Raw genomic sequence first — 17,415 nt, 5'->3', positions numbered from 1 at the left:
ATTTTTTAAAAGCAACCTATTCCTAAAGCTAATTTTTAGAAGCTTTTTCCTGCTGTACACTATATCTTTCCTGCCGAACTCCGGCAGGAAAGGATGCCGTTTCCATCAGGGCTAGGGAGTTTTACAACCTACAATATATTGCAATAAGAGCAACATTTGAAGCTATAATGAAAAGCGTTTTTGTACAAAAAAAAAGCTTTTCAGACACAAAACCACCATGGAAAACAACAGCATTTCAGAACACAATATAAATCCCGCTTCAGCTCCCTTCCCTTCGGGTAGTCCCGAAAAGTCGGGAGGGGTGGGGAGACCTTCCTTCTCAATATATGATGCTTCCGCAGGATCCGGAAAAACCTATGCCTTGGTCAAAGAATACTTGAAAATTATTCTCACTGCGCATAAAAATGATGCCTATCGAAATATTCTGGCCATTACGTTTACCAATAAAGCGGTACACGAAATGAAAAGCCGAATCGTAGGAAGTTTGTCTGAATTTGCCAAAGACGAACCTTCTCAAAAAGCAGCCGACTTGATGCAGGATCTTTCTGGAGACACTAGTCTTTCGATTATCCAAATTAAGACCAAATCGCAGCAAATCATCAAGCATATCATTCACAATTATGCCGCCTTTGATATTTCGACTATCGATAAATTTACGCATAAAGTAATACGTGCTTTTGCCCATGATCTTGGTTTGCCCATGACTTTTGAAGTGACATTAGACACCGAAAATTTATTGGTGGAAGCGGTTGATGCTATTATTTCTCAAGCAGGTGAAGATGAAACGCTGACTAAATTACTAATCGATTTCACGATGGAAAAAACCGATGATGATAAATCTTGGGACATTTCACGTGAAATTCTGGATACAGGCCGATTGGTTTTGAACGAAAACCACCGTTCTGAGATTACGCATTTCCATGATAAATCTATTGCCGATTTTGTTGCAATAAAAAGTAAATTAGTAGAAAGCTGTAAAGTTTTAGAAAAAGATAACGCCGAATTTGCGCAAGCAGCATTAACGCTAATTGAGAATAACGGCATTGATCTAAAGTCGTTTTCAAGAGGAACGTTTCCAAATCACTTAATTAGCATTCGAGACGGAAAATTCAATCCAAAAAATAAAACCTTTCACGAGTCTGATGATATCGCTATCAACAAAACAGCAAAGGACCGCGCGCTAATAGAAAATCTAATTCCGGAGTTAATTCAAATTCTGGCTACAATCTATAAAAATTTCGAAAAAAGAGATTTCTACAAAGCTTTCCTAAAAAATATTACGCCACTTTCCTTATTGAATACGGTAAGTAACGAGCTGGCTAAGATTCAAGAAGAACAAAATGTCCTTTCCATAACGGAATTCAACGCAATCATTCACCGTGAAATTCAGAATCAACCTGCTCCTTTTATATATGAACGATTAGGAGAGCGTTACCGCCATTTTTTTATTGATGAATTTCAAGATACGTCGGAGATGCAATGGCAAAATTTAATTCCCTTGATTGACAACGCACTTTCGGGTCAGGATGATTTTGGCGAAAAAGGAACGCTGATGATTGTGGGCGATCCCAAACAATCTATTTACCGCTGGCGTGGCGGAAAAGCGGAGCAGTTTATTGAGTTGAGTAAGGACAACAATCCGTTTAATAATCCAGATAAAAAACTGGAACATTTAGATAAAAATTACCGAAGCTATTCGCAAGTTATTGATTTTAATAACGAATTTTTTAAACTGGTTTCTGAAGAATTTGAGCATCCGGATTATAAAGATTTGTATGAAAATCACAGCCATCAAAAAACAAATAACAAAACCGGAGGCTATGTGAATATTTCTTTTATTCCAAAAGTAGAATCGGCCGATGAAGATGAGGAAGCGCTAGATAAAACAGAATTATTTGTTTTGGCGACTTTAAATAAGATTCAAAAAGTCCTTCGAGAAGGTTTTGAATATAAGGATATTGTGATTTTAACTCGCAAACGTGGACAAGGAGTTGCAATTGCCAATTATTTGACTGAACAAAACATTCCGCTTTTGTCATCAGAAACATTGATGATTCAAAATGCTACCGAAGTAAGATTGATTATTCATCTTTTAAAATACTTAAAAAACAATGCCGACTTAGAGGCTAAAGCCTATTTTCTGCATTATATCGGGGAAAACATTCAAGATAAATTAGAAGTTCATGATTTCATAGCGCAAGGGATGGAGCATAAAAACGAAGTGGATTTTGAGAGTTGGTTGACGAGTTTTGATATATCGCTTTCTTTTCAAAACATTCGAAAAAAATCATTGTATGAAGCGGTTGAAATCGTAATAGCAAAATTTTTATCGCCAAAGCTCGCCAAAGGCGGCGGAGCGTATGTGCAATACTTCCTCGACATTGTTCTAGAACGTGACGTTCGTAACCAAGCCGGAATTGCTGATTTCTTGAATTTCTGGGATAAAAACGCAGAGAAATTTAGTATTCCTTCACCAGAAGGAAATAATGCGGTGCGTATCATGACCATTCACAAATCAAAGGGATTAGAATTTCCAGTAGTGATTATGCCATTTGCAGAAGAAGATTATGGAAGGAAACCAAAAGATAAATTATGGTTAGAAGCAACTGAAATGGATTTTGGTTTACCTAAGGTTTTAATAGATAATAGTGCGGCTGTAGAGGGTTTTAGTGCAGAGGCAAAAATGGTTTACGACCAGAAGAAACAAGAAGAACTACTAGATAATATCAATGTTCTATATGTAGCCCTTACACGTGCTGAAGAACAGCTATATGTAATTTCGAATATGAACTTGTCTAGCAAGGGAGAAGTAAAGACAAATAATATGTCGGCTTTCTTTATTAATTATTTAGAAAGTAAAGACGGTTTCGATCCAGAGAAATTTGAGTATGAATTTGGAAATCCTATAAAACTGTCATCAGCGTCAAAACATGTGGATACTTCAAAAAAGATAGAAGTTGTTGCCGAAACGTTAAATCCTAAGAATATTAAAATTGCGCAACGAGAAGCTTTAATGTGGGGGACGCACCAACAAGAATCTATTGAGTATGGAAATTTAGTGCACGAAATTCTATCATTTGTAAAAACAAAAGAAGATGTAACGTTGGCCGTCGAAAAAGCGATAGAAAATGGATTAATAAACTTTGGTCAAAAAGAACTAGTTCATCAAACAATTTTAGATATTATTAATCATCCTGAATTAGAAATTTGTTTTTTGGCAGGAAACGCTGTGTTAAACGAACAAACGATTATTCAAAAAGAAGGAAATACGATTAAGCCGGATAGAATGGTAATAAATCAGTTGAAAGAAGTGTATTTATTAGATTATAAAACAGGAGCGCACAATGCTAAATATCAAAAGCAACTGGAGAATTACCAATACGCAATTGAACTAATGGGTTATAAAGTCGTAAAAAAAGCACTGATTTACATCGGAAAAGAAATCGAAGTGGTAAATTTGTAGCTGATAAATGAATAATTCGTAAAATTTGATGAGTAATTTAGGCGGGTAAGGAATGCATTTCTTTACTAATTCAAATTCAGATTTTCGAATAATAAATAAAATTGTAAACAAAATACACCATAAATTATGTACGGAAAAATAAAAGAACATTTGCAAAACGAATTGCAAACGATAGAAGATAACGGAATCTTTAAGAAAGAAAGAATTATTACTTCCCCACAAGATGCCGAGATTACTATTTCGACAGGAGAAAAGGTTTTGAATTTTTGTGCAAACAACTATTTAGGATTGTCATCACATCCAGAAGTGATTCAAGCAGCCAAAGATGCAATGGACACACACGGTTTCGGAATGTCATCTGTGCGTTTTATTTGTGGAACACAAGATATTCACAAAACATTAGAAAGAAAAATTTCGGAATTCTACGGAACTGAAGATACGATCCTTTACGCAGCAGCTTTTGATGCAAACGGAGGAGTATTCGAACCATTATTAGGCGAAGGAGATGCAATAATTTCTGATAGTTTGAACCATGCTTCTATTATTGATGGGGTGCGTTTGTGTAAAGCGTCTCGTTACCGTTATGAAAATAGCAACATGGAAGATTTAGAGCAGCAATTGATTAAAGCCAATGAAGCTGGAAGTCGTTTTAAGATTATAGTAACTGACGGTGTCTTCTCTATGGATGGTGTTGTGGCACCACTAGACAAAATTTGTGATCTTGCTGATAAGTACGATGCAATGGTAATGGTAGATGAATGCCATGCTGCAGGTTTCATAGGAGCAACTGGTAAAGGGACGCTTGAGGCAAAAGGAGTAATGGGTAGAGTAGATATTATTACTGGAACATTAGGAAAAGCTTTAGGTGGAGCCATGGGAGGGTACACTACAGCCAAAAAAGAAATTATCGAATTATTGCGTCAACGTTCAAGACCTTATTTGTTTTCAAACTCATTAGCACCTGCAATTGTAGGAGCATCTATTAAAGTTTTTGAGCTATTAGAAAAGGATACTACATTAAGAGATCAATTAGAATGGAATACAAACTATTTTAAAGCAGGAATGAAGAAGGCGGGCTTTGATATTGTTGATGGAGATTCGGCAATTGTTCCGGTTATGTTGTACGATGCCAAATTATCTCAGACAATGGCAGACGAATTGTTAAAGAAAGGGATCTATGTAATAGGATTTTTCTTCCCAGTTGTACCAAAAGATAAGGCTAGAATTAGAGTTCAGCTATCGGCTGCGCATACAAAAGAACAGCTAGATAAGGCTATTGCTGCGTTTATTGAAGTAGGTCATTCTCTGAATGTTGTGTAATTATCATCTCGATTTATATAATTGCCACTTTTGGGTTATAAAAGTGGTTTTTTTTAACATTTGATTTTGTGGTTAATAATTATCGGGTTACTTTTGTTTGTAATTAACTAAAATTGTAATTAAAAAAAATAAGTATGAAACATCTTAACAAAATTTTAGTTGCTGCTATGATGGTTATGGGATTAAGTTCTCAAGCTCAAGACAGTAACAATCCATGGGCTATCTCTTTTGGAGTTAACGCTGTAGACACTAGAACTAGTGCTGGTGGAGGTGATGGTTGGTTTGACCGTCATTTTTCTCAACCATTTGAAACAAAAGACAATTGGAACGTTCTTCCTTCAGTATCTTACATTAGTGTATCGAGATACTTAGGAGATAATTTCTCTTTCGGATTACAAGGATCTGTTAATAAAATTGACAAGTATGTTAAATTTGATCCAACGGCTCCAGGTCACGATTCACGTGGTTATGTAAACAGCAATCCTGGTGACTTAATGTACTACGGTATTGATGCTACATTAAGATACAGCTTCATGAATGTAATTGGATCAAAAGTAATTGACCCATCTTTACATGTTGGTGGAGGGTATACTTTCTTTGGAGACAGTAGCTACGGAACTATTAATCCAGGTGCTGGATTAACTTTCTGGTTTACTGAAAATGTAGGTTTAGCTCTTGAGAGCTCTTACAAAAAATCTTTCGGAGATAGAGAAGATGCTTCTGGAACTCCAGATGCTCCATCTCACTTTCAACACACTGCTGGTCTTATCTTCAAATTTGGTGGAAAAGATACAGATGGTGATGGAATCTATGACAAAGATGATGAATGTCCAGAAATTGCTGGTTTAAAAGAATTCAACGGATGTCCTGATACAGACGGTGATGGTATTGCTGATAAAGATGATGCATGTCCAGATGTTGCAGGTCCAAAAGAATTTAACGGATGTCCTGATACAGATGGAGACGGAATTGTTGATAAAGATGATGCTTGTCCAGATGTTGCTGGTTTAGCAGCTTTAAACGGTTGTCCTGATGCTGACGGAGATGGAATCGCTGATAAAGATGACAAATGTCCAAACGTTGCAGGTCCTAAAGATAACGGTGGATGTCCTTGGCCAGATACTGACGGAGACGGAGTATTAGACAAAGATGATAAATGTCCTACTGTAAAAGGAACTGTTGCTAATGGTGGTTGTCCTGAGGTTTCTGCTGAAGTAATCAAACAATTGAATGACTACGGTAAAACAATCTTATTTGATTCAGGAAAATCTTCTTTCAAATCTCAATCTTACCCAGTATTACAATCAATCAATGATATCTTGAAAGAATATCCTAACTCTAACTTTATGATCGAAGGTCATACTGATAGCGATGGAAGTAATGCGTTAAACCAAACTTTATCTGAAAATAGAGCTGCTGCAGTAAGAAACTACTTAGTAGAAAAAGGAATTAACACAGACAGATTAAGATCTACTGGTTTTGGTGAAACTAAACCAATTGCATCTAACAGAACATCTAAAGGAAAAGCTGAAAACAGAAGAGTTGAAGTTTCTTTAATTAAGGAATAATTTATTCTAAATATTTACAAGAAACGCTCCGATTTGTCGGAGCGTTTTTTTTATGGAATCGCAGACAATTCTTTATTGAAAATAAACGTCATTAATTGTAACAGAAGAGCAAGCCAAACGTCATTCAAAAGCGTTAACCCTCTCTATTTACAAACAAGCTGAAAATTTTCTACTGATAGCTTTTAATGCCATTCAATGCTAGTATTTTATTTGTAATAACTTTTATTTTGATAGAATTATATGTCAATAAGTTATGCAATAGGTACGGCAAAATGCATTAAAGTTTTTAAAGGAGATAGCGCTATTAAATAGAGTTTATGACAATAAATTTTTGTTTTTGTGGTTTACTATAATCGTACTGCATTTGTGCGGAATTAACTAAAATAATAATTAAAAATAAGTATGAAAAATCTTAACAAATTTTTACTTGGGGGTATGATGGTTATGGGATTAAGTTCTCAAGCCCAAGACAGCAATAATCCATGGGCAATCTCATTTGGAGCTAATGCTGTAGACACTAGAACTAGTGCAAAAGGAAATGATGGTTCTTTAAATGACATTTTTGCTCAGCCATTTGATGTAAAAAGTAATTGGAATATGATTCCTACAGTATCTTACATCAGTGTATCAAGGTTCTTAGGAGATAATATCTCTGTAGGATTGCAAGGTTCTGTTAATAAAATTGACAGGTATGTTAGATTTGATCCTACAGCTCCAGGAAGTGATTTGCACGGTAACACAAATACTAATCCTGGTGACTTAATGTACTACGGGATTGACGCTTCATTAAGATATAGCTTCATGAATTTAATTGGTTCAAAAGTAATCGACCCATCGTTACACATTGGTGGAGGATACACTTTCTTTGGAGATAGCAGTTTTGGTACTGTAAATCCAGGTGCTGGATTAACTTTCTGGTTTACTGATAAGTTAGGTTTGGCTCTTGAAACCTCTTATAAGAAATCTTACGGAGATAGAGAAGATGTTGCTGGAGCTCCAGATGCACCATCTCACTTCCAACATACTGCAGGTATTATCTTCAAATTTGGAGGAAAAGATACTGATGGTGATGGAATTTATGACAAAGACGATGAATGTCCAGAAATTGCTGGTTTAAAAGAATTCAACGGTTGTCCTGATACTGACGGTGATGGTATTGCTGATAAAGATGATGCATGTCCAAATATTGCAGGTCCAAAAGAATTAAATGGATGTCCTGATACAGATGGAGACGGAATCGCTGATAAAGATGATGCTTGTCCAAATGTTGCTGGTTTAGCAGCTTTAAACGGTTGTCCTGATGCTGACGGAGATGGTGTTGCTGATAAAGATGACAAATGTCCAAACGTTGCAGGTCCTAAAGAAAATGCTGGATGTCCTTGGCCAGATACTGACGGAGACGGAGTATTAGACAAAGACGATAAATGTCCTACTGTAAAAGGAACTGTTGCAAATGGTGGATGTCCTGAGGTTTCTGCTGAAGTGATCAAACAATTGAATGACTACGGTAAAACAATCTTATTTGATTCAGGAAAATCTTCTTTCAAAACTCAAACGTATCCAGTTTTAGAGTCTATCAATTCAATCTTGAAAGAGTATCCTAACTCTAACTTCATGGTAGAAGGTCATACTGATAGTGATGGAAGTAATGCGTTAAACCAAACTTTATCTGAAAATAGAGCTGCTGCAGTTAGAAACTATTTAGTAGAAAAAGGTATTAACGGAGACAGATTGAAATCTACTGGTTACGGTGAAACTAAACCAATTTCTTCTAACAAAACAGCTAAAGGAAAAGCTGAAAACAGAAGAGTAGAAGTATCTTTGATTAAATAGTAATTTCTTCAAAATATTTATAGGAAACGCCCCGATTTATCGGGGCGTTTTTTTATTTTTATAGGATGATAAACAATTCTTTCCTAGATAAAATTGCCGCTGTTTTAATTGATGATTACGCCCAAGATTTAACAGATACCATTGTCGTTTTACCCAATAAACGCGCAAAAATATTTTTGATTGATGCCTTAAAAAAGCAAGTAAATACAAATATTCTTTCACCAGAAATTATTAGCATAGAGGATTTTATTCAAGACATTTCGCAGATTAGAACGGTTGATCCTATTGAGCTATTATTTGAATTTTACGAAGTGTATCTCTCTATTACAGATAAAGCACAACAACAAACATTTGAGCAGTTTGCCAACTGGGCAAAGATGCTATTACAAGACTTCAACGAGATTGATCGTTACTTACTTGACCCTACACATGTGCTTTCGTACTTAAAAGATATTGAAGACATTAAAAAATGGGGAATTGAGGTCGAACAAAAAACTACTTTACTAGAAAAGTACATCGACTTTTGGAAATTGTTACCTAGTTATTACCAAGCATTTTATGCGCATCTATTAAAAAAGGGAATTGGTTACCAAGGATTGATTTACCGACAAGCGGTGGAAAATTTACTGCCATACACAAAAACAATTCAGAATAAGAAATACCTCTTTGCGGGATTCAATGCATTAAATGCAAGTGAAGAAAAAATCATTCAGCACTTGATTGCAGTTGATCAAGCTAAAATATTTTGGGATGCTGATCAAACATTTTTAAACGATCCATACCACGATGCAGGTCTGTTTTTGAGGAGGTTTAAATCTAACTGGAAACATTATAAGTCAAATCCATTTGAATGGATTGTCGATGAATTTTCTCAAACTAAAAACATCCAAGTAATTGGTACGCCTAAAACAATAGGACAGGCAAAAATTGCAGGGACGATTATAGAAAAAATTCTTGACGAAAACCCAATGGCCTCACTTGATAAGGTTGCGATTGTGCTTGGAGAGGAGAATGTTCTAGTGCCACTTTTATATTCACTGCCAGCCTCGGTGGGTGCTTTAAATATAACAATGGGCTACTCGAGTAAAAATAATCCAGCGCAAATATTGATTGCCAAATTATTTAAAATGCATACCAATGCCTTGTCTCGTAATGCTAAAAGCTATGTTTTGTATTATAAAGATGTATTGGATATTTTAACGCATCCCCTAGTGGAACCCTATGCTCAAACTTCAGCATTGGTTAAAATAATCAATCAAAATAATTATACATTTATTACACATCAAAAGGTAATGGAATTGAATCCTGAACCTACTGATTTGTTTTTACTATTATTTAAAAAATGGGAGCAAGGTTCGATAGCTGTCTTAGAAACAATTTCGGAATTGCTTTTAACAATCAAAAATAATTTAAGCAACGATAACGAAGAAGAGAAAATAACCAAAGCCTTTGTTTTTGCTATTTTCAAAGTAATTAATAAACTAATTAATTATTATTCTCAGCACAGTCACATTGATAAAATCGACACATTACATGCGATTTATAAGCAAGTAATTGATCTTGCTGAGGTTTCATTTGAAGGGGAACCTTTAAATGGTTTGCAAATCATGGGAGTGCTAGAAAGTCGTGTATTGGATTTTGATACGGTAATTGTGACCTCGATGAATGAAGGGAAATTCCCTGCGGGTAAATCTCAAAATTCCTTTATTCCTTATGATGTCAAAAGAGAATTGGGACTGCCTACATTTAAAGAAAAGGATGCCATTTACACCTACCACTTTTACCATTTACTGCAACGTGCTAAGAATGTTTACTTGCTTTACAATACAGAAAGTGACGGACTAGATGCTGGTGAAAAAAGCCGTTTTATCACACAGTTGGAAGTAGAAAAGCAAGCCAATCATAATTTAACGCATGAAATTTATAATGCCGTTCTCCCTGAAAAGGCCTATAAGCCAATGGTCATAGAAAAATCAGAGGCGGTGATGGACCGACTCAAGGAAATTGCAGCGGTAGGGTTTTCTCCCTCGGCATTGACGAGTTATATACGCAACCCAATTCAGTTTTATTTCCAGAAGATTTTACGCATCAGGGAAGTAGATGAGGTAGAAGAGAATATAGCTTTAAATACTTTAGGAACTATTATTCACGAAACTTTAAAAGTATTGTACGATCCATTTGTTGGCAAATTTATATCAGAGGCTGATATCGTAAATTGTTTCAAATTGATAGATGCTGAGGTGCTCACGCAGTTTAAAGCAGTTTATAAGGAGGGCGAAATTAAGAAAGGTCGAAATCTACTCGCGTTTGAAGTAGCAAAACGAAATGTGCACAACTTTTTAAAAGTAGAGTTAGAGGGTATTAAAGCAGGTGATGCTATTAAAATTATTGCTTTAGAAAAAACCTATGAGCGAGTGCTTACCGATCCAAGTTTGCCTTTTCCAGTACTTATAAAAGGAAATGTAGACAGAATCGAAGAACGCAATGGAAACATTAGAATCATTGATTACAAAACAGGTAAAGTGGAGAAAGCAAGTGTGACACTTAAAACGTGGCGCGGATTAACTGAAGATATTAAAAACGACAAAATCATTCAGGTGTTGGCTTACGCTTTCATGTACGAGACTTTGGCAGAATCAAAGCCTATTGAAGCTGGAATTATTTCGTTTAAAAATTTAAAATCGGGATTTTTACCTTTCAATTTTAAGGAAGACAGAGATAGCGAAATGATTATCGACGAGATTATTATGGCCAATTATAAAGTCCAAATTGTCACTTTACTACAAGAGATTTTAGATAAAAACATTCCATTTCAAGAGAAAGTAGTGTAGCACATTAATTTGCAAATTTTTAGCTTGTTGTATGTAAGAAATTGTTTTCTTTACATAAAATAAGAACAATCAAGAAAGCAGCTAACATATTCATTTTCTTCAAGAGTACGCTAATAATCAATTTGGCTGTATGCATTATGCCGGTACTTTTTCTTGGGATTTTTGCTTTTAAATATACTTTCTTGACGATAGGATTTGCCGTTAGTCTGCTGGTAAAAGAACTAAACTCAAAAAACGAATATCTTTTCTATTATAATAATGCCATTACAAAAACCGAACTCTGGTTGTATGCATGGTGTTTTAATTTTGTGACTTTAATTATATTCAGTTTTTTGTCTAACCTTATTCTGAAATTATTTTGAAAAAACATTTTTTAGAGGTCGACAGTGTTCAAAAACAGTATGACAATAGAGTCATCCTTTCTGATGTGTATTTAAAATGTGAAACAGGCGAGATTATAGGATTGCTAGGTCGTAACGGATCTGGTAAATCGACTTTACTAAAAATTATTTTCGGAATCGAGAAATGCGACTTCAAATTTGTTCGCATAGATCATGTGGTAAAAGTCAAAACCAGCGATTTGTTTCGGGACATTAGTTACCTCTCACAAGAAAATTTTATTCCACGACACTTAACTGTTGCGAAAGCAATCCAACTATCGATTGAAAAAAGTGCTGTCGAAAAATTTTATCAAGACGATTTTATCCACAATATAAAAGATAAAAAAATCAGTCATCTCTCTGGTGGCGAGCTGCGCTATCTCGAGATCAAATTGGTTTTATGTAACGAATCCAAATTTATTCTTCTTGACGAACCCTATAACGGACTCTCGCCAATAATGGTCGAAAAAGTGAATGCTTTGCTGTTACAAAATGCCAGTAAAAAAGGAATTATTATCACAGATCACAACTATGAAAATGTGATTGCATTAGCCACCAAATTAATAATAATAAAAGACCAAAAAGCACATCATATTACCAGCAAAGAGGAACTCATTGAAAAAGGCTATTTGAGTGAGAATGCTTTTAAACCTTCTTGAAAAATTGTAACAAAACCTCAGTAAGTTCTACTTGGTTTTCAATGTGAGACATGTGTCCATCAGGAAAAGTAATTAATTTTACCTCAGTATCTTGTACTTGCATTTTTGTTTCCTCATAATTTAAAACAGGATCTTTCTCCCCTAATATCATCATTTTTGGATACGGAGTCAAGTGCAATAAAACTTCTCGATCTGCCCTAATCTTCATTCCTTCAAGAGAAGCAACGATTGCCTGAAGTGGCGTTTTTAAAGCTTCGTTTTTTACAGTCTCGATTTCGCTTTGCAAACGCTCTCGATTAGATTCACTAAATAAATTAGCGATAGCCAAACTCACAAAAGTAGTATAACTCTGTTTTACCGCCTTAATTGCCCGATCTCGATTCAATTTGCGCTCGTCACTATCGGCTCTTGCAGTCGAATTTAAAAGCACCATTCCCTTCACTGTATCAGGGTACAATTCAGCAAAAGCTAAGGCAACATAACCACCCATAGAATGGCCTAAAAAAATAGCTTTCCTAATGCGCAATTCAGTTAAAACAGCTTGAACAGCATCGGCATTGTCTTCCATGCTGTGCACATATCCCAGACATTCTGTTGCCCCATGCCCCAATAAATCGATGGTAATCACCCGATTTTTTTTAGAAAACGGTGCAATGTATTGTTCCCACATTTTTTGATTTTCTAGAAAACCATGTAGCAAGACAATTGCCGTTCCTTTACCGGTGTCTGTGTAAGCGATGTTTGTGTTTTTGTACTGCGTATTTTTCAAATCTAAATTTTAGACTGCAAAAGTAAGTTTATTTATTTTTTTAAGAGCACCGCCACTGTGCATATTTCATGATTCCTCCCGCTTTTCGCTATATCTTTTATCTCTCCCGATAGCTATCGGGAGAGATAAAAGGATGCCGCTACAATCGGGGCTACCTAGTTGGTTCTAATTTTTTGAGAATGTTATTGTCTTGTTGATAACAAACTAGTTAAAGCACCTTCTTAAAAGCTAGATTGTAATAAAATTCAGTAAATTTGAGGAAAGCAATTTATAAAAATGAACAGACTTGTTATTATAGGAAACGGATTTGATTTAGCTCATGGATTACCAACTTCATACAAAGATTTTATAGATGATTATTGGAATTCAGTTTCTACAAAACTGATGATAGATTTTTCGTATGAAGATTTGTTTTGCAAATTTGAAATGATAGCATTAAAATCAAAGTTTTCTAGTAAAGAGCTTTCGAAGGATGATATTAAAGATTTCAAATCAATTAAAGAATTATTTAAAAAATTCAGACATAATAATAAACATAGTTTTAAAAATAATTTTTTTCAAAACACATGTAATATTTCGTCATCTAGTAATTGGGTAGATTTGGAAAACTTGTATTATGATTATTTAAAATTAATATCTAGAGATAATACAACTAAAGTAGAAAAGAACAGGAAAATTTTAAAGTTAAATGAAGAATTTAAGCAAGTAAAAGATTTATTGGAGAAGTATTTATTAGAAAAAGTAGTTAACACCTATAAATTAGATTTTACAAAAAATGATGATGTAGAATGGTCAAAATTTCAAAATATCTTAAAGCCTATCTCTGTGCTGAGTGGCGAGCGCAATATTTTTAAAGAGTTTAGTGATAATGAAGATGTATATGAAATAAAAGAATATTTTGCAAAAGAAAGGAAAGAGCAGTTAATCAGTAATATACATATATTAAATTTTAATTACACTCCTATTCCTGACATATATAATAAGCTTAATGAATATGATGATAGTGTTAATAGTTCAGTAAATTTCATTCATGGTTTTCTAGGCAACAATACAGATAATAAAGTGAATTTTGGTTTTGGGGATGAAATGGACGAAGATTATAAATTAATTGAAAACCTTAATAGTAATGAATTTCTTCGAAATTTTAAATCTTTTCAATATTTGCAAAACTCTAACTACAATAATTTATTGAGATTTGTTGATAGCGGTAAATTTCAGGTTTTGATCATGGGACACTCTTGTGGATTATCTGATAGAACTTTGTTAAATACTGTTTTTGAACACAATAATTGTCGGTCAATTAAAGTGTTTTTTCATCAAGTAAAAGATGGGAATGATTTAGTAATAAAGGATAATTATACAGAGGTAGTTCAAAATATTTCTAGACATTTCAATAAGAAGAAATTAATGAGAGAGAAAATTGTAAATAAATCGCTATGTCAACCTATGCCGCAAATAAAACTTCCTCTAAAATAAAAAACGATTTCCATCACTGAAAGTCGTTCTTTATATTTTGCAAAATCCTAAAGACCTTGCAGTATAATTAATTATTAAAAACGATTATCGCCATCTAATAAATTTCCTAATCCGCCAAGGATACTTCCTTCGCCGCGACCGTCTCCACCTGCTTTTGGTGCTGATGCGATAATTCTATCTGCTAAACGGCTGAAAGGTAATGACTGAATGTAAACAGTTCCGGGACCGCGCAATGTAGCGTAGAACAGTCCTTCACCTCCAAAAATGGAGTTTTTGATTCCACCTATGAATTCGATATCATAATCAACATCTTTTGTGAAACCGATGATACAGCCAGTATCTACTTTTAAAATTTCTCCTGCTTTCAATTCTTTTTTGGCCATGGTTCCTCCGGAGTGTACAAAGGCCATTCCGTCACCTTCAATTTTTTGCATGATGAAACCTTCACCACCAAAAAGACCGCGGCCTATTTTTTTAGAAAATTCGATTCCAACAGAAACTCCTTTTGCGGCACATAAGAACGAACTCTTTTGACAGATGAACTTTCCTTGAAACTCGGTTAAGTCGATAGGAAGGATTTTCCCTGGGTAAGGAGATGCAAATGATACTTTTCCTTTTCCGTGATGCTGGTTGATAAAGGCGGTCATGAACATGCTTTCGCCTGTTAAAACTCTTTTACCGGCGCTAAGTAATTTATCAAAGATTCCTGATTGTTGTCTTGATCCATCACCAAAGATGGTTTGCATTTGGATATTATTGTCCATCATCATGAAGCTTCCTGCTTCAGCGATAACAATTTCTTGTGGATCTAATTCGATTTCGACGTATTGCATTTCTTCGCCAAAAATTTCATAATCTATTTCGTGTGCTGTCATAATTTTGATTGTATTTGATTTTTAAAAGATGATTTTGTTTGTCGTTAAACCATTATCAATAGAAATTCACTCTTTTTAAATAATGCTTTATCGTCTAATAAGTATATGACGTAAATTGTCTTGTAAAGTTACATGTTGTGACGATTTTAGGAATATTATTTTGGAAGAATTAACGTTCTTTTAATGCGCAAGGGATGGCAGCGGCTAGCCCACAGTCCCGTTTTTCAGGGACGAGGACTAATAGCGTACAGCCCGACCCTGCCGGAGTTTACGGAGGCGGGATGCGCCCAAAGATTTTTTTTATCGTTTAGATGTTATTTAATTTGAATTATGGGCATAAAAAAACAGCCTAGAATATTCTAGACTGTTCACTTTAAACCTTAAACTTGAAACTTTTTACAAGTTCATCAAACTCTCAATTTCGTCAACTTCAATAGGAATGTTGCGCATTAAGTTGAACGGTTCACCATTTTCTTGAATTACGACATCATCTTCGAGACGAATCCCAAAACCTTCAGCAGGAATATAAATTCCAGGCTCTACGGTAAAAACCATATTAGCTTGCATTGGCTCAGTCAATAGTCCGTAATCATGTGTGTCTAATCCCATGTGGTGTGAAGTTCCGTGCATGAAATATTTTTTATAAGCGGGCCATTCTGGATTTTCATTTTGCACATCGGCTTTGTCAAGAAGACCCAAGCCTAGCAATTCAGATGTCATTAATTTCCCTACTTCGATATGATATTGCTTCCACAAAGTTCCTGGAACAAGCATTTTTGTAGCCTCATTTTTTACTTTCAAAACCGCGTTGTAAACCGCTTTTTGTCTATCAGAGAATTTCCCTGAAACCGGAATCGTACGCGTCATATCACTAGAATAGTTTCCGTATTCAGCTCCTACATCTAGCAAGATCAAATCACCTGCTTTACATTGTTGGTTGTTTTCGATATAATGCAATACGTTTGCATTGTTTCCCGAAGCGATAATTGGCGTATAAGCAAAACCTTTAGAGCGATTGCGAATGAACTCATGAATAAATTCGGCTTCGATTTCGTATTCTGCAACATTTGGTTTTACAAAGGAAAGGATTCTTCTAAAACCTTTTTCGGTGATGTCACACGCTTTTTGAATTAAGTCAATCTCTTCGCTCTCTTTTATAGAACGAATGCGTTGTAGGATAGGATTACTTTTTGCAACGGCATGCGCAGGATATTTCTCTTTCCATTTTTTTACAAAACGAGCCTCACGAGTTTCTGTTTCAACAGCAGCGCGATAATGTTCGTTTGTATTGATGTACATGGTATCAGCATAGGTCATCATTTCGTTTAATACCTTATCAAAATCTTGCAACCAGTGTACATTCTTGATTCCTGATACCTCTAGAGCGCGTTCTTTAGTTAGTTTTTCTCCTTCCCAAACAGCAATATGGTCATTTGTTTCTTTTAAAAAAAGAATTTCCCTTTGGTTCTCATAAGGTGCGTCTGGAAATAGTAGTAAGATGCTCTCTTCCTGATCAACTCCCGATAGGTAAAAAATATCTCGGTGTTGCTCAAACGGCATTGTACTATCGGCACTTATAGGATATATATCATTTGAATTAAAAACGGCAACACTTTTTGGCTTCATCTGAGCCGTAAATTTTGCACGGTTTTTTATAAATAAGTCACGGTCAATTTGATGGTATTTCATAACGTTTCTTGTTTTTACTTTTAATTACTCAAAAATACTAAGTTTAAATTGTTTCTCATTATGAATTCGCTAATTTATCTTTGTAGCTAGTACAATATGGTGACTATGTCTCAATTACAGTAAAGTGTTGGGTTTTGAAAAATGAAAAATAGCTATGACAATAATTTCAAATTTTACCGTTAGTATATAAGCATGGCCTTGACCAAAACTTGAGCCGAGATTGCCTAAAAAATGCCTGAAATAAATAAACAAAAATGTTAAAATTTGTGTTTTTATTATTTTTATTCGAATGCAAATTTAAAATTATTGTTTCGCTGGTGAAATAGGGGGTATAAAAAGCTATTATTGGGGCTGATTTTAAAAGATAATTAAGTCTTTTTTGATAGTTGTTTAACTAACTTACCGTCTTATAATGGGTTAGCGCTTATGATTTAAGAGATTATTAAATTGGTTGTTAAAACACTTTAAACTCATTATAAATAACAACGAAAAGGTTGTAGTTCAAGAGTATTTGCTTTATTTTTGTAATATTTTTTAAAACAAATTATTCAA

At 34.7% G+C, this 17,415-nt stretch carries 10 protein-coding genes; 7 read left to right on the top strand and 3 right to left on the bottom strand.

What is annotated here, in order from left to right:
* Positions 1–301: 301 nt before the first annotated feature.
* The 6 genes from H603_RS0110140 (at position 302) to H603_RS0110110 (ending at position 12,054) form a co-directional block, all read left to right on the top strand.
* A complete protein-coding gene (locus tag H603_RS0110140; RefSeq protein WP_026708495.1) occupies positions 302–3,463 on the top strand; it encodes a UvrD-helicase domain-containing protein in 3,162 nt (1,053 codons plus the stop codon).
* Positions 3,464–3,589: 126 nt separating this feature from the next.
* On the top strand, positions 3,590–4,783 hold the full coding sequence (kbl, locus tag H603_RS0110135; protein WP_026708494.1) for a glycine C-acetyltransferase: 1,194 nt from the start codon (positions 3,590–3,592) through the stop codon (positions 4,781–4,783).
* 134 nt (positions 4,784–4,917) lie between these two features.
* The gene (locus H603_RS0110130; protein ID WP_026708493.1) at positions 4,918–6,351 is read left to right on the top strand and encodes an OmpA family protein; all 1,434 of its coding nucleotides are present in this window, start codon (positions 4,918–4,920) and stop codon (positions 6,349–6,351) included.
* Positions 6,352–6,753: 402 nt separating this feature from the next.
* Positions 6,754–8,184, top strand: a complete 1,431-nt coding sequence (locus H603_RS0110125; protein ID WP_026708492.1) for an OmpA family protein — start codon at positions 6,754–6,756, stop codon at positions 8,182–8,184.
* A 65-nt stretch (positions 8,185–8,249) separates the two neighbouring features.
* Positions 8,250–11,015: a PD-(D/E)XK nuclease family protein gene (locus H603_RS0110120; protein ID WP_026708491.1), complete on the top strand. Its 2,766-nt coding sequence runs from the start codon at positions 8,250–8,252 to the stop codon at positions 11,013–11,015.
* A gap of 358 nt (positions 11,016–11,373) precedes the next feature.
* A complete protein-coding gene (locus H603_RS0110110; protein WP_026708489.1) occupies positions 11,374–12,054 on the top strand; it encodes an ATP-binding cassette domain-containing protein in 681 nt (226 codons plus the stop codon).
* Here the strand turns inward: H603_RS0110110 and H603_RS0110105 are convergent.
* Complete coding sequence (locus H603_RS0110105; protein ID WP_026708488.1) at positions 12,041–12,823, bottom strand: alpha/beta fold hydrolase; 783 nt, start codon at positions 12,821–12,823, stop codon at positions 12,041–12,043. The two genes, H603_RS0110110 and H603_RS0110105, sit on opposite strands and share 14 nt — an antisense overlap.
* A gap of 276 nt (positions 12,824–13,099) precedes the next feature.
* Between H603_RS0110105 and H603_RS17320 the strand changes: the two genes are divergently transcribed.
* On the top strand, positions 13,100–14,299 hold the full coding sequence (locus H603_RS17320; RefSeq protein WP_084157737.1) for an AbiH family protein: 1,200 nt from the start codon (positions 13,100–13,102) through the stop codon (positions 14,297–14,299).
* 74 nt (positions 14,300–14,373) lie between these two features.
* Here the strand turns inward: H603_RS17320 and H603_RS0110095 are convergent, their stop codons facing one another.
* Both H603_RS0110095 and H603_RS0110090 read right to left on the bottom strand, forming a co-directional pair.
* Positions 14,374–15,174 (bottom strand): TIGR00266 family protein, encoded by an 801-nt coding sequence (locus tag H603_RS0110095; protein WP_026708486.1) that lies wholly within the window; start codon positions 15,172–15,174, stop codon positions 14,374–14,376.
* 396 nt (positions 15,175–15,570) lie between these two features.
* Positions 15,571–16,863 carry an aminopeptidase P family protein gene (locus H603_RS0110090; protein WP_026708485.1) on the bottom strand — a complete coding sequence of 431 codons (1,293 nt, stop codon included), beginning with the start codon at positions 16,861–16,863 and terminating at the stop codon, positions 15,571–15,573.
* Positions 16,864–17,415: the final 552 nt, after the last annotated feature.

The organism is Flavobacterium frigidarium DSM 17623, assembly GCF_000425505.1.
In the GTDB taxonomy this organism is placed as follows: Bacteria; Bacteroidota; Bacteroidia; order Flavobacteriales; family Flavobacteriaceae; genus Flavobacterium; species Flavobacterium frigidarium.
The sequence above is the reverse complement of the archived record's forward strand: the minus strand, read 5'-3'. Positions and strand labels throughout refer to the sequence as shown.

What these genes read in the sequence shown, in the direction of transcription:
- kbl (WP_026708494.1), top strand. Translation starts at nt 3,590, where the DNA reads ATGTACGGAAAAATAAAAGAACATTTGCAAAACGAATTGCAAACGATA.
- H603_RS0110130 (WP_026708493.1), top strand. Translation starts at nt 4,918, where the DNA reads ATGAAACATCTTAACAAAATTTTAGTTGCTGCTATGATGGTTATGGGA.
- H603_RS0110125 (WP_026708492.1), top strand. Translation starts at nt 6,754, where the DNA reads ATGAAAAATCTTAACAAATTTTTACTTGGGGGTATGATGGTTATGGGA.
- H603_RS0110120 (WP_026708491.1), top strand. Translation starts at nt 8,250, where the DNA reads ATGATAAACAATTCTTTCCTAGATAAAATTGCCGCTGTTTTAATTGAT.
- H603_RS17320 (WP_084157737.1), top strand. Translation starts at nt 13,100, where the DNA reads ATGAACAGACTTGTTATTATAGGAAACGGATTTGATTTAGCTCATGGA.
- H603_RS0110095 (WP_026708486.1), bottom strand. Translation starts at nt 15,174, where the DNA reads ATGACAGCACACGAAATAGATTATGAAATTTTTGGCGAAGAAATGCAA.
- H603_RS0110090 (WP_026708485.1), bottom strand. Translation starts at nt 16,863, where the DNA reads ATGAAATACCATCAAATTGACCGTGACTTATTTATAAAAAACCGTGCA.